This is a genomic window from Paenibacillus qinlingensis (assembly GCF_013204845.1).
In the GTDB taxonomy this organism is placed as follows: Bacteria; Bacillota; Bacilli; order Paenibacillales; family NBRC-103111; genus Paenibacillus_E; species Paenibacillus_E qinlingensis.
Map to the genome: position 1 here is coordinate 371500 of NZ_JABMKY010000003.1, position 12601 is coordinate 384100.

General features: G+C 44.5%; 17 protein-coding genes. 14 read left to right on the top strand and 3 right to left on the bottom strand.

What is annotated here, in order from left to right:
* Positions 1 to 108: 108 nt before the first annotated feature.
* The 5 genes from HQN88_RS08310 to HQN88_RS08330 all read left to right on the top strand — a co-directional run bounded on the left by HQN88_RS08310 (position 109) and on the right by HQN88_RS08330 (position 4206).
* Positions 109 to 600 carry a YqhR family membrane protein gene (locus tag HQN88_RS08310; RefSeq protein ID WP_173109984.1) on the top strand — a complete coding sequence of 164 codons (492 nt, stop codon included), beginning with the start codon at positions 109 to 111 and terminating at the stop codon, positions 598 to 600.
* A gap of 79 nt (positions 601 to 679) precedes the next feature.
* The gene (gene aroQ / locus HQN88_RS08315) at positions 680 to 1111 is read left to right on the top strand and encodes a type II 3-dehydroquinate dehydratase (RefSeq protein ID WP_173109986.1); all 432 of its coding nucleotides are present in this window, start codon (positions 680 to 682) and stop codon (positions 1109 to 1111) included.
* Between the two features lie 60 nt (positions 1112 to 1171).
* Entirely contained in the window at positions 1172 to 2245 is a 1074-nt protein-coding gene (locus HQN88_RS08320; RefSeq protein WP_173109988.1) for a M24 family metallopeptidase, read from the top strand.
* Between the two features lie 15 nt (positions 2246 to 2260).
* On the top strand, positions 2261 to 2824 hold the full coding sequence (gene efp, locus HQN88_RS08325; protein WP_171630165.1) for an elongation factor P: 564 nt from the start codon (positions 2261 to 2263) through the stop codon (positions 2822 to 2824).
* 125 nt (positions 2825 to 2949) lie between these two features.
* The gene (locus HQN88_RS08330; protein ID WP_057312237.1) at positions 2950 to 4206 is read left to right on the top strand and encodes an aspartate kinase; all 1257 of its coding nucleotides are present in this window, start codon (positions 2950 to 2952) and stop codon (positions 4204 to 4206) included.
* 11 nt (positions 4207 to 4217) lie between these two features.
* Here HQN88_RS08330 and HQN88_RS08335 read toward each other — a convergent pair whose 3' ends face one another.
* The 3 genes from HQN88_RS08335 to comA all read right to left on the bottom strand — a co-directional run bounded on the left by HQN88_RS08335 (position 4218) and on the right by comA (position 6381).
* Entirely contained in the window at positions 4218 to 4682 is a 465-nt protein-coding gene (locus tag HQN88_RS08335; RefSeq protein WP_173109990.1) for a DUF441 domain-containing protein, read from the bottom strand.
* Between the two features lie 79 nt (positions 4683 to 4761).
* Positions 4762 to 5481 (bottom strand): 2-phosphosulfolactate phosphatase, encoded by a 720-nt coding sequence (locus HQN88_RS08340; RefSeq protein WP_173109992.1) that lies wholly within the window; start codon positions 5479 to 5481, stop codon positions 4762 to 4764.
* Between the two features lie 102 nt (positions 5482 to 5583).
* Positions 5584 to 6381, bottom strand: a complete 798-nt coding sequence (gene comA, locus HQN88_RS08345) for a phosphosulfolactate synthase (RefSeq protein WP_173109994.1) — start codon at positions 6379 to 6381, stop codon at positions 5584 to 5586.
* Between the two features lie 201 nt (positions 6382 to 6582).
* Here comA and HQN88_RS08350 point away from each other — a divergent pair, with 201 nt between their 5' ends.
* The 9 genes from HQN88_RS08350 (at position 6583) to HQN88_RS08390 (ending at position 12498) form a co-directional block, all read left to right on the top strand.
* Entirely contained in the window at positions 6583 to 6849 is a 267-nt protein-coding gene (locus HQN88_RS08350; protein WP_173109996.1) for a YqhV family protein, read from the top strand.
* A gap of 72 nt (positions 6850 to 6921) precedes the next feature.
* Positions 6922 to 7890 (top strand): stage III sporulation protein AA, encoded by a 969-nt coding sequence (gene spoIIIAA / locus HQN88_RS08355; protein ID WP_173109998.1) that lies wholly within the window; start codon positions 6922 to 6924, stop codon positions 7888 to 7890.
* Positions 7891 to 7911: 21 nt separating this feature from the next.
* Positions 7912 to 8430 (top strand): stage III sporulation protein SpoIIIAB, encoded by a 519-nt coding sequence (spoIIIAB, locus tag HQN88_RS08360; RefSeq protein ID WP_173110000.1) that lies wholly within the window; start codon positions 7912 to 7914, stop codon positions 8428 to 8430.
* 57 nt (positions 8431 to 8487) lie between these two features.
* Positions 8488 to 8691: a stage III sporulation protein AC gene (gene spoIIIAC / locus HQN88_RS08365; protein WP_056614718.1), complete on the top strand. Its 204-nt coding sequence runs from the start codon at positions 8488 to 8490 to the stop codon at positions 8689 to 8691.
* Positions 8692 to 8700: 9 nt separating this feature from the next.
* A complete protein-coding gene (gene spoIIIAD, locus HQN88_RS08370; RefSeq protein ID WP_173110002.1) occupies positions 8701 to 9090 on the top strand; it encodes a stage III sporulation protein AD in 390 nt (129 codons plus the stop codon).
* 25 nt (positions 9091 to 9115) lie between these two features.
* Positions 9116 to 10315 carry a stage III sporulation protein AE gene (gene spoIIIAE / locus HQN88_RS08375; protein WP_171630172.1) on the top strand — a complete coding sequence of 400 codons (1200 nt, stop codon included), beginning with the start codon at positions 9116 to 9118 and terminating at the stop codon, positions 10313 to 10315.
* Between the two features lie 13 nt (positions 10316 to 10328).
* Entirely contained in the window at positions 10329 to 11075 is a 747-nt protein-coding gene (spoIIIAF, locus tag HQN88_RS08380; RefSeq protein WP_173110004.1) for a stage III sporulation protein AF, read from the top strand.
* Positions 11076 to 11079: 4 nt separating this feature from the next.
* On the top strand, positions 11080 to 11721 hold the full coding sequence (spoIIIAG, locus tag HQN88_RS08385; RefSeq protein WP_173110006.1) for a stage III sporulation protein AG: 642 nt from the start codon (positions 11080 to 11082) through the stop codon (positions 11719 to 11721).
* Positions 11722 to 11760: 39 nt separating this feature from the next.
* On the top strand, positions 11761 to 12498 hold the full coding sequence (locus HQN88_RS08390) for a SpoIIIAH-like family protein (protein ID WP_173110008.1): 738 nt from the start codon (positions 11761 to 11763) through the stop codon (positions 12496 to 12498).
* The last annotated feature ends 103 nt before the right edge of the window (positions 12499 to 12601 follow it).

Consider the following 12601-nt stretch of genomic DNA (forward strand, 5'->3'; position numbering starts at 1 on the left):
TTTCTTATTGTAACGGATTCAGGTGTTGAATGCTACCGATTGCGACAGAACATACTATGATTGCTGGTGGAAAGACAAGCCTTATCGGTAGAGAAAGGAAGATCACAGATGACAAGTGCGCATACCGCGAAGAAAAAACAAACGAATCGTTGGGTATTTGTCCTATATATCGGCTTTTTTGCAGGGTTAATATGGGGTGCCCTCAAAATTGTTGAGAATTACTTTAAGTTCACAACGATAGGAATTGGATTTCTTGTCGAACCTTTTTTCAAGCATGATTATTTTAATACATGGATGGGATTATTCTTGGGGTGGATTGTGTTTGCTCTATTCTCGATATTGGCCGCCTTCATCTACATGGTTACCATGTGGAAACTGCGTAGTCCTTTTTGGGGAATAGGTTATGGTGCGCTATGGTGGGCGATTATTTATCTCATAGTAGGGCCAATTACAGGAATGGTGTATTGGATCACCGAGCTGGACCTTAATACTATCATCAGTGATGCTTGTTTATTCCTTGTATGGGGGATGTTTATTGGGTATTCGATTGCCATTGAATATACAAGCGCTAGAACGACAGAGGCTATACCCAAGACATGAAAGTTATGGTAAAATATCAAAGGTTAAATAGCGGAAAGCTGCTAGTTGCCTATGAAGATTGTTGCGGGAGGATTTCGAATTGAAAAGGGTTCTAGTTTTGAATGGTCCGAATTTGAATATGCTTGGTATACGTGAGCCTGGTGTATATGGAACCGTCACACTTTCTTCCATTATTGAAGGTTTGGAAAAGCTTGGAACCGAGCTTTCGCTCGAATTGGAGAGCTTCCAATCTAACCATGAGGGCGAGATTATTGACAAAATTCACGCTGCCTACGGTACAAAGGATGGCATTCTTATGAATCCTGGTGCCTTCACGCATTACAGCTATGCGATTCGTGATGCACTAGCTACGGTCCAATTGCCAACGGTAGAGGTTCATATTTCGAATATTCATAAACGTGAAGAATTTCGTCATCATTCGGTCATTGCACCCGTCGTAATTGGTCAAATTTGCGGATTTGGCGCAGATAGTTATGCGCTTGGATTACGAGCTTTACTACCCCATCTGTAAGCATAGGCTTACGTAGATTGTTTTGCTCTAGCAAAACGTTAAGAAGGAATGGTGATTTGGATGCAGGAGAAACGTATTGAACGTCTTCGCGAGGCTATGCAACAGCAAGAATTACCGGCACTACTCATCACGAACGCATATAACCGTACATATGTATCTGGTTTCACTGGTTCATCTGGCTATGTACTTATTACGTTAGACCGTGCCATTTTATTAACAGACTTTCGTTATATGACACAAGCGCCGCAGCAAGCTAAACTGTTTGAAGTGGTAGAACATAAAGCCAAGGCGATTGAGTCCGTAAGAGAACTCTTGGGGCAGCAAGGGATTACGAAGCTTGGTTTCGAGCAAAGCGACGTGACTTATGGTGATTTTATCAACTATCAACAGGGTCTTCCAGGCATTGAATTTGTGCCAACTTCACGACTTGTTGAATTGATTCGTATGGTGAAAGATGAAGCGGAACTGCAAGTGATGCAGGAAGCGGCGGATTTGGCCGATCAAACTTTCTCGCACATCCTTAATTTCATTAAACCAGGTGTCAAAGAGTTAGATATTGCACTGGAAATTGAAGTGTTTATTCGCAAAAACGGAGGCACCTCGACGTCCTTCGAGACGATCGTAGCGTCGGGTGAGCGTTCAGCGTTACCTCACGGTAAAGCAAGTGATCGCATTCTTCAAGGAAACGAATTTGTCAAATTGGATTTTGGAGCGTATTATAAAGGTTATTGCTCTGATATCACCAGAACGGTTATGCTAGGAAAGCCAACAGATAAACATAAAGAAATTTATGATATTGTGTTGGAAGCACAGCTGAATTGTTTGGCAAACTTGAAACCAGGCATTACGGGCAGAGAAGGCGATGCTTTCGCACGCGATGTCATCGTGAAGCGCGGCTATGGCGATTATTTCGGTCACGGGACCGGACATGGGCTGGGGATGGAAGTACACGAATCTCCGCGTGTGTCGAAAACCGAAGATATGATTTTAACTCCTGGTATGGTTGTTACTGTTGAACCTGGTATTTATCTCCCTGATTTTGGTGGAGTTCGAATTGAGGATGACGTAGTAATTACTGAGACCGGCATTAAAATACTTACACATTCTACCAAAGATTTTCTTATCATTGACTAGCGGAGGGATTTACAAGTGATATCAGTAAACGATTTTAAAACAGGTCTTACCATTGAAGTTGAGCATGATATTTTTACAGTTCTAGATTTCCAACACGTTAAACCAGGTAAAGGTGCTGCATTCGTGCGCTCCAAGCTGAAAAACTTACGAAACGGCAATACCGTTGAACGTACGTTCCGTGCGGGTGAGAACGTTGGACGTGCTCACATCGAAAACCGTGAAATGCAATACTTGTACGCAGCTGGTGACGAGTACACGTTCATGGATACAGAGACTTACGATCAGATCTCTCTTGCCCATGAACAATTGAAGTGGGAATTGAACTTCCTGAAAGAAAACATGAACATCAAGATCATGAGCTATCAAGGTGAAATTCTAGGGATTAACCTTCCGAAGAGCGTTGACTTGAAAGTTGTTGAAACAGATGCAAGCGTTAAAGGAAACACAGCACAAGGTGCATTGAAAAATGCGAAAGTGGAAACAGGTCTTAATGTGATGGTGCCGCTTTTCATCAACGAAGGTGATGTTCTTTCCGTTGATACAGATGATGGCAAATACCTTTCACGCGCAAGCAACTAAAAAGATAAGCCTTTCTGACTCGCAAGAGTCCGAAAGGCTTTTTTTCATTTCTTACCACAGCCCGCCAAATGTATGCTATAATATTGAATTGTTATGCACTAGTATGCGTTAGGAGTGGGTCAGCTTTGTCTCTTATAGTGATGAAATTTGGCGGTAGCTCTGTCGGTGATGCGGAGCGAATGAAACGAGTTGCAAAAAGAATCGTGGAGCGTAAACAAGCTGGTCACAGCTGTGTTGTTGTCGTTTCTGCGATGGGTGATACAACGGATGATTTAATCGACTTGTCCAAGCAAATTTACGATGGAGCCCCACCGGCTCGTGAAATGGATATGTTGTTGACGACGGGCGAGCAAGTTTCCGTAGCGCTTTTATCGATGGCCATACATAATCTTGGTGAACAAGCGGTTTCGTACACCGGGTGGCAAAGTGGCATTTATACGGAGCCCGTACACGGAAAAGCGAGAATTTCTGATATTCAACCTCATCGTGTCCTGAACGCGATTGAGCAAGGGAATGTTGTTATCGTAGCTGGTTTCCAAGGGATGACGGAAGCGGGCGAGATTACAACGCTGGGTCGCGGCGGATCGGATACAACGGCAGTTGCACTTGCTGCAGCGATTAAAGCGGATCTATGCGAAATTTACACCGATGTTGATGGCATCTACTCAACGGATCCTCGGATTGTAAAAGTAGCTAGAAAACTTGCTGAAATTTCCTATGATGAAATGTTGGAGCTTGCCAATCTTGGAGCTGCAGTCCTTCATCCTCGAGCAGTCGAATATGCGAAAAATTACAACGTGACCCTCGTGGTACGTTCAAGCTTTAATTACAATGAAGGCACCAATGTGAAGGAGGAAGCAGTGATGGAGCAAGGAATCGTCGTCCGCGGCATCGCATATGACAAAAATGTAGCAAGAATTAGTATTCTGGGTGTTCCTGAGAAACCAGGTCAGCTTGCGAAAGTTTTCCTAGCGCTTGCTGAAGTGCAAATTGACGTGGACATTATCGTTCAAAGCGGTGTGATTAACGGATCTGCGGATTTCTCTTTCACAACGACATTGGCGGATCGTGAGAAAGCGTTAGATGTGATTGAACAAATTCGTGCTGAAGTTGGTTTCCGTGAAGTAACGTCCGAAGTTGATCTTGTTAAAGTTTCCATCGTTGGTGCTGGTATGGTTAGCTCACCAGGAGTTGCAGCTACGATGTTCAAAGTCATTTCTGATCTTGGCATTACGATCTCATTGGTAAGTACATCAGAGATTAAAATGTCTTGTGTCATTGACAATACGAACTTAACAGATGTGATCCGTGCGCTTCATACCGCGTACGGTCTAGACACAGCGGAGCAAGCCTTCGTTGGTGGTCCAGAAGATCGCAGATAATTGGAGACATCTTAGTGAAACTTGTCCGCAATGAAATAAGCAAGTTTCAATAGAAATGCCGTTATTCCGGCAGCCATAAGTGGACCTACCGGAATACCGCGCATAAATAAGATGCCAAATATGGAACCAAGGACAAGACCCACAATTAATTGTGGGTCTACTTTTAGTAGCTCCAATCCTTTTCCATTCATATAGGTGGCAATCGCTCCGCCCACGAGGGCAATGATGCCAGGCCATGTCGTGAAGACGGAGAGGATATCTTTCATCGAAATGCGGTCACTAGCAAATGGGATCAAAACACCGATTGTTAGGAATAGTAAGCCAAGCTCGAGACCTCTACGTTCCATGGTAGGGAAATAGCGATCTAGACCGATTAACTTAATGGCTAGTAAAAGACAAGCCGCGGTTGTGATGATCGGTGAACGGCCTATGAGTCCAATTATAATTAGAATAACTAAGAGCATATCCCCATTCATGTACATAACCCCTCGTCCTCATCGTCGTCATTTAAGTTTATGAGAGGGGCTTGTATTTAGAACGCATGGTGATGGGGGACTAACGCCCAAAAGGAACCATTTGATCGTGCTCCAGAACAGGAACACAATCCGTTATATTCGTTTTCGTACAAAGTTCGACATCCGCGAGGAAGCCGGACTTTTTCATTTTCTTACCGTTGCTGCAAGCGAGTATAGTCTCAAATAAGTGATTCTTAGCTGCGAGATAGCTACCTCGCATCGCTAGACCGAAGTCATTTGTTATCATGTGCTGCTCGCCAAGTAAATTCGCGATTTCATTCAAGATGAGGCCGGCACATAGGCCGTCCTCCAAAGAGAATACGTCTTGCGTACCCGCGCAGACGATCACCGTGTCCCGTTTAAGCTCGATAGCTGCCGCGGCAGAGGCTCTGCCGTTAATGAGGGCTCCTGCAAGCACACGATCGGCTTTTATCGCTTTTTGAATTCCTCTTGTGCCATTGGTAGTCGTCAGGAGGATGCGTTTACCTTGAACGGCTTCGCGAGTGTACTCAATTGGTGAATTGCCAAAATCAAAGCCAGGAATTTTTTTGCAATAGCGCTCTCCACCAAGTAAATCGCCATCTCTCGCCAATTCCTTCGCTTTCATAACTGTATCAACAGGGACTACCCCCTTGCTGCCATTCATCAAAGCGGTGATGATTGTGCTGGTTGCACGTAAAACATCAACGACAATGACGGTTTTATGGAGAAACTCGTCACTTCTTGCTTCGCAGATAGTTGCGATCACCTCGATATGCATGTGTTAATCCTTTCTGCAAATATAGCATTTATAGGTTTCGCCTAATAAATTGGCTATATTTTTGGATAAATGCACTAGTCCCAAGAAGGACTGCGCAGCCATTTATTTCATACCCAAAGACAACGTATCTGAACGGAGTCCTCTCCTCAAAGCTTCTAATGCAATGACTTCATCTGGGGAAATATTGCCCAAGTGAATATCGGGACCGAGGGAGTTAATTAAGTGCACTTGTTGGCTTTTTAGCGGCGCTTCCCATAAGAGCTTGTCACCTGAAATGGAAGCAAGCACGCTATGCAGTTCCTCATCTTTGCATTTCCCTTCCCCGTCGAAAATGCCAACCCCCCTGCCAGACTCCCGTGCTTCAATCGTGACAAGGGAAGCACCTAATTCCGAATCGATTAAGACCGTATCAATTAATTCTGCTAACTCTATGGAAGAACCCCATCCTTTTTTTCCATACTCCGTAACGACTTCTAACCCTTCATCTAAACCTCTGGCAATTAGCTGATTTCGTTGTCTGCGATCCATCTGTATGGTACCGTCTGAAATTTCAACGCCATTAAAGCCGAATGCACGTATCATGTCAAAAAATGAATCTATCGCATGCTGGGTTACAGCCACTTCCAGAAAAGTACCTCCCGGGTAAATGAGAATGTTATTCTCTTTGGCTAGGCTTATTTTGCTTCGCAGAATGGATTGTGGATAAAGGGGTGAAGTGCCGAATCCAAGTTTGATCATATCCACGTGGCTACTAGAGGTTTGGAGCAAATCCTGAAAGGCAAGCATGCCAAGCCCCTTATCCATCACCATTGTTTTCCCCAACGTTCTTGGTTTAGGTTGCCTTCTTCCTGTAGGGTCGGCTAGAACGGGGTTCCATTTTAATTGAGAGGTCACTTCCATCGGTATTTCTCCTCACTGTCCTTCGAAGGATCAATTATGTGTACAGCATATGCATGAGCACAAATGGAGGTGCCCAGCATGCCTAAAATGAGACGAGCTCGCATAAAGTAGGGAAAAGCGTATGCGTTCGAAGCGAGTTTTGACGCTGCACTACGCTGCTTCGCATGCAGGGGCTATCCAAACTTTTAGGAGGTTTAGGAATTGATGAACAAGATTGTACTCACAATGGCTTCTTTACGATTGATGTCAGGGAGTATTGAAATTATTGCGGCTATTCTCATGCTCAGACTGGCAACGATTGAGAAGGCGCTGTTGGTGAATTCAGCTCTAGCACTAGTAGGTCCTCTAGTACTATTAACTACGACAACGATTGGATTAGTAGGCGTAGCTGACAAGCTATCCTATGGGAAGATGTTGTGGATCATAGCAGGAGTCAGTTGTCTGTTTATTGGGATTATTAAAAAGTAATCGGTCATATTTCTTTCTAGTAAGCATAGAAATGAATATAGAAGACTGGACAACTTGGAGGGCTGTCTCCCAATGCTAGCGAGTATTTCACATTTGTTGCCGCAGAACATCCGATTTATGCTGAGCGAACTACCTCCGAACGTACAAGCTAGCGTGGAAGAAATCAGGGTGAGAGAGTCACGTCCCCTTGAAATTAGTTGGGCTGACCGATATGCCTTCATTAGCGAACGTGGGCAAATGATCACTCAAGAAGCCTTGGCTTACAAACCGTCCAGACAAGATTGTCTAACATTGCTTGAGATCCTAACGAATCATTCGTTGTACACGTTTGAGGAAGAACTGCGGCGAGGCTATATCACCGTTTCAGGCGGTCATCGAGTGGGACTTGCTGGGCGAACGATTCTCGACCAAGGTCAAGTGAAACAAATACGCGATGTGAGCTCCTTTAACATTCGGATCGCGCGCGAAATTCAAGGTGTGGGTCAGGAGATTTTACCGAATCTGGTTGATCAGAGCATAGGAAACATTCATCATACCCTGATCATCTCACCGCCGCAGCAAGGAAAGACTACCTTAATTCGTGATTTGGCTAGACTGATTAGCCGAGGCGAGTGGGGGGCTAGGAATAGCTCTTTAACAGGCAAAAAAGTAGGCGTCGTAGATGAACGTTCCGAATTGGCTGCTTGTGTCAAAGGCGTGCCGAGATTCGATTTAGGACCTCGTACGGATGTGTTAGATGGTTGTCCGAAGGCGGAAGGGATGATGATGATGATTCGTTCCTTATCACCTGAGGTGCTCATCGTAGATGAGATTGGTCGAGCCCAGGATGCAGAGGCGATACATGAAGCCGTGCATACGGGAATTCGTGTTCTAGCGACGGCACATGGATCAAGTTACGAAGATGTCCGTAGACGACCAGTCCTTAGGGAGTTAATGGAGGCAGGTGTTTTTATGAAATATGTGATCCTGCAGCGAAGAAAAGGTGCTTCTGCTTCCTTTCGGATCTTGGATCATCAAGGTAAGGCAATGGGAGATGGATGACGAACGCAAAGGACGATGGACATGCTGAAATTCGTTGGAGGGGTACTGATTTTCGGTGCAGCGTCGATGTACGGGTTTCTACAAGCTGCTCACTATGTAAGACGTCCCAAGCAAATTCGTATACTTATCGGTGCACTTGGCCGAATGGAGACGGAAATTGCCTATGCCCTTACGCCGCTTCCAGAAGCATTTGCTTCATTAAGCAAGCAAGTTGCTGATCCGCTTTCAACTTTATTTCGCTTAATGTCGGAGCGCTTGCTTGGCAGCAATGGTGAGTCGACTAAGGATCTATGGCAAAAGACAGTTAAAGAAGTCTGGGCGAGAACCTCTATGCGGCAAGCAGAGCAAGAAGTCATTCTTGGACTAGGACCGGTGCTGGGACTCTCAGATCGTAGTGACCAAATCAAACATTTACGTCTTGCGATTAGCCAACTTCAATCGGAAGAGACGGATGCCAGAGATGAGCAGCAACGCTACGAGAAAATGTGGAAAAGCCTCGGTGTCCTAATCGGTGCGTTAGTCGTGATTTTAATGTATTAGTGGGGATCATGTATCCGTGCATGACAAGTTCCTTGAAGGCGGAGTGAGGTGCCAGGAATGAATGTAGATGTGAACGCCATTTTCCAAATTGCCGGCATTGGAATCATCATCGCGATGATCCATTCGGTGCTGAAGCAGATGGGAAAAGAGGATATGGCACACTGGGTCACGGTCATAGGCTTCGTGGTCGTGCTTTTTATGGTCGTCAGTATGCTGGATAACTTGTTTAAAGAAATAAAAACTATCTTCCTATTCCAATGAGGTGGTCTGATGGAAATCATCCAAATCGTAGGTCTAGGACTCATCGTCACGATCTTAACGCTTATTATCAAGGAACAGAAGCCGATGTTCGCCTTTCTATTAGCTGCATTTACAGGCATAGTTATTTTCTTGTTTTTAATTGGCAAAATATCTGCGGTTATCGAAGTCCTTGAGGACTTAGCGGTGAAGTCGAATGTGAATCTCGTTTTCCTCAAAACGATTCTGAAAATTATAGGCGTTGCTTATATTGCTGAGTTTGGCGCACAGATCGTTAGGGATGCCGGGCAAGATTCCATAGCTTCCAAAATCGAGCTATCAGGCAAGGTACTCATCATGGTTATGGCGATTCCAATCATCACGGTCATTATCGAAACTGTCGTTAAATTGCTCCCTGCTTAGAAGATTCACCTAAGGAGTGACACGCATGCATCTACTTTATTCGCACCAGAAGCTGAACAACCGGTGGATCTTATTATTTATTCTAACGATGGGCCTTTGGCTCGGCCTGTCAGGCTCCTTAACTGCTGAATCACCTACAGATATCATCATCCAAGAACAAGCGAACCGCTTGAACACAGAGCCGGTCGAGCAATATTGGGATAAGCTGATGAAGGAATATGGAGGGTATTTCCCGGAGAGCAAGCCTCCAACCTTCATGGAACTTCTCCTTGGGACCAAAGGCATTAGTATGAAGAGCATCTTTAAAGGGCTTCTGAGCTATGTTTTTCATGAGATTATCATTAATGGCAAGTTACTGGCATCCATCGTTGTATTGACTGTCTTTAGTATGATCCTGGAAACGCTGCAAAGCTCTTTCGAACGAAATACGGTAAGTAAGCTGGGTTACACGATCACGTATATGGTACTGATCATCATTGCTATTAATAGCTTCAGCGTTGCGATCGGGTACGCCAAGACAGCCATTTCGTCCATGATCCAGTTCATGTTCGCCATCATGCCCTTGTTACTAACGTTATTAGCATCTATGGGAAACGTGACTTCCGTAGCCATTCTTCATCCTCTGATCGTGTTCATGATCCACTCGGTGGGGACGGCAATCTATGTGTTTGTATTCCCGCTCTTGTTCTTCTCGGCTGTGTTGCACATCGTTAGCTCACTCAGCGACAAGTTTAAGGTTACCCAGTTAGCCAATCTGCTGCGCACCGTCAGTTTAAGTATGCTAGGCGTGTTCGTAACGGTTTTTCTTGGTGTTATCTCGATTCAAGGGACAGCGGGTGCTGTTAGAGATGGTGTTGCGATTCGAACTGCAAAGTACATAACTGGGAATTTCGTGCCTGTTGTAGGGCGGCTCTTCTCGGATGCTACGGAAACAGTGATAGGGGCTTCTCTTCTTGTCAAAAATGCAATAGGACTCGTTGGCGTTGTCATTCTGGTTCTCTTATGCGCGTTTCCAGCGATCAAAATCTTAACGCTAGCTTTTATCTACAACTTATCTGCTGCGCTGATGCAGCCCTTAGGTGATAGTCCGATTATTGCTTGTCTGCAAACGATAGGCAAGAGCTTGATATATGTTTTTGCAGCGCTAGCGGCAGTAAGCTTAATGTTTTTTCTTGCCCTGACCATCATGATCACAATTAGCAATGTCTCCGTCATGATGAGGTGAAAGGAGCTAGACGATGGATTGGTTAGCAGGATGGCTGAAAACCGTCATTATGGTCATTATGCTCGCGACGTTTGTTGATCTTTTGCTCCCAAGCAATACAATGCAGCGATATGTGAAGACGGTTTTGAGTCTGTTTATTCTACTAACGCTGCTTACCCCTGTGCTTCAGTTGTTCCAGAAGGACTGGGATTTGGATCAACTGCTCAGTCGAGCGGAGAAGGAGCAGAGTGAGAAATCGATGCTTGCAGGTGGGTTTGGCGGCAATCAAACACAAATGAAATCATTGGCAGCCATCACGAAGGATGCCAATAAAATACAAGAAGCAGAACAGAAGAAAACACAACAAGTTGTACAAACGCAATTAGCCGGATTGATTAAAGAAGACTTGCAAAAACAAACGGAATGGCCAGTTCAGGAGGTACAAGTTTATGTACAAGTAGACAATAATGGGAAACCCAGCATTACCAATGTGAAGGTGACCCTTGATGATATAGAAGCGAAGAAACAAGCGACAACCAAGAATAACAGCATTGCTGCGATGGAGCCTGTCAAGCCTGTAGATCCTATCAAAATAGGGGCAACCGCGATAGCGCAAGATCGTCAGACGCATGCTCAAGGCGACTTGCAGTCAACCCTTAAAGCGCTGCCTAGCGAGCAAGAAAAGGATCGACTCAAGCAAGATATTTCAAGGAATTGGTTGGTAGATCCTGCCAAAATCGAAATCGAAACCGTACAAAGCAAAGGATGGATGGCGAGGTGAATCGATGGGAACATTGCTGCAATGGATGGAGCACAAATTCGGCGGCGGACCAGGTGGGCCTAAACGTAAAAATACGTTGCTTTGGGTCATCATGGTTGGGCTTCTAGGAGCCGCGCTAATGATAATCAACGCATTTATAACTGTCAAAGATCTGGATCCCATCAACACAGGCAGAGCGTCTCCGCCGGCGGAAACTAAGGAAACCTTTGCAGGAAGTACGTCTAAGGAAAACGCAAGCTTTCATGACTATGAACAAGCTTATGGTGACCAACTGAAGGGCATCCTGCAACAAATTGTCGGTGTTGGCGAAGTGGAAGTGCTCGTTACTATTGAATCTACGGAAGAAATGACCGTTGACAAAAATTATAACGATAATCAGAACATGACGACAGAACGCGACAATGGTGGAGCAACACGCAACATATCCCAGGTAACGCGAAGTGGTGAAGTCGTTATTTATCAAGTATCAGGTGACCAGAAGCCGCTTGTGCTCAAATACATTAAACCCAAAATTAGAGGTGTCATTGTTGTTGCGAAAGGTGCAGAAAATCTCACGGTCAAGAAGATGATTATGGAAGCCGTTGAACGAGGAATGGATGTACAAGCGAGTAAAATTTCGATTTTGCCGCGCAAAACAGGAAATTAATCCAATAAATTATCTAACTATTCTAAGGAGGAATAAACAATGAATGCAAAAAGACAAACAATTTGGCTCGTTTCGATGCTTAGCTTGATGGTGGTGCTCTCCGCGTATTATCTGTTTACAGAGGACGTCAATAAGCTCGATCTCGCATCGTCGGATGCCATCTCGAAATCACAAGAAGTGAAGATTGATATGACACAAATAGATCCAGTTACAGGTGCCAAAACAGATGTAAAAGCAACATCTGGCACAGGTACACAAACCGACACGAAAGCTACAACACCGCAAACTTCAACAAAAACAGACACTAAAGCGACGACGACACAAGATAGCTCTAAAACTTCGACAAAAGATACAACCAAACCAACAACGTCCAAAACAGATGATCAAGTGTTGAAGCAAGTAGAAGAACAAGCTAAAACAACATCTGCAAACGACTACTTTACGAATGAACAAGTGAAACAAAACAATTACTTCAGCAAAGTTTCGACAGATCTGATGACGATCATTTTGGATGCGAAGAAAACGCCTGAAGCAGTTGCAAAAGCAACAAACGATTTGTCTGCTTTGTCAGATCTGCAAGATAAAATTGAAAATCTCCAAGATCTTCTGATTCAAGATTTCCCGCAAGCTGTCATTAATCAAGATGGGAACAAATGGAAAGTAACCGTTCAAGCTGATAAGTTGGAGAAAAGCCAAGGTGTTTCCATCGTTGACATGGTTGTGAAAGAACTGGGAGCTATGCCAGAAAATATCAAGATCCAATACGTTCGTCCGTAAGGATTCTAGTGAAGTTTTTGCTTCACAAATGGGTAGTGGAAAGGGTCCGGATAAACTGGACTCTTTCCATTTTGTGCGTTTATGGGTATAATACATACGTTGC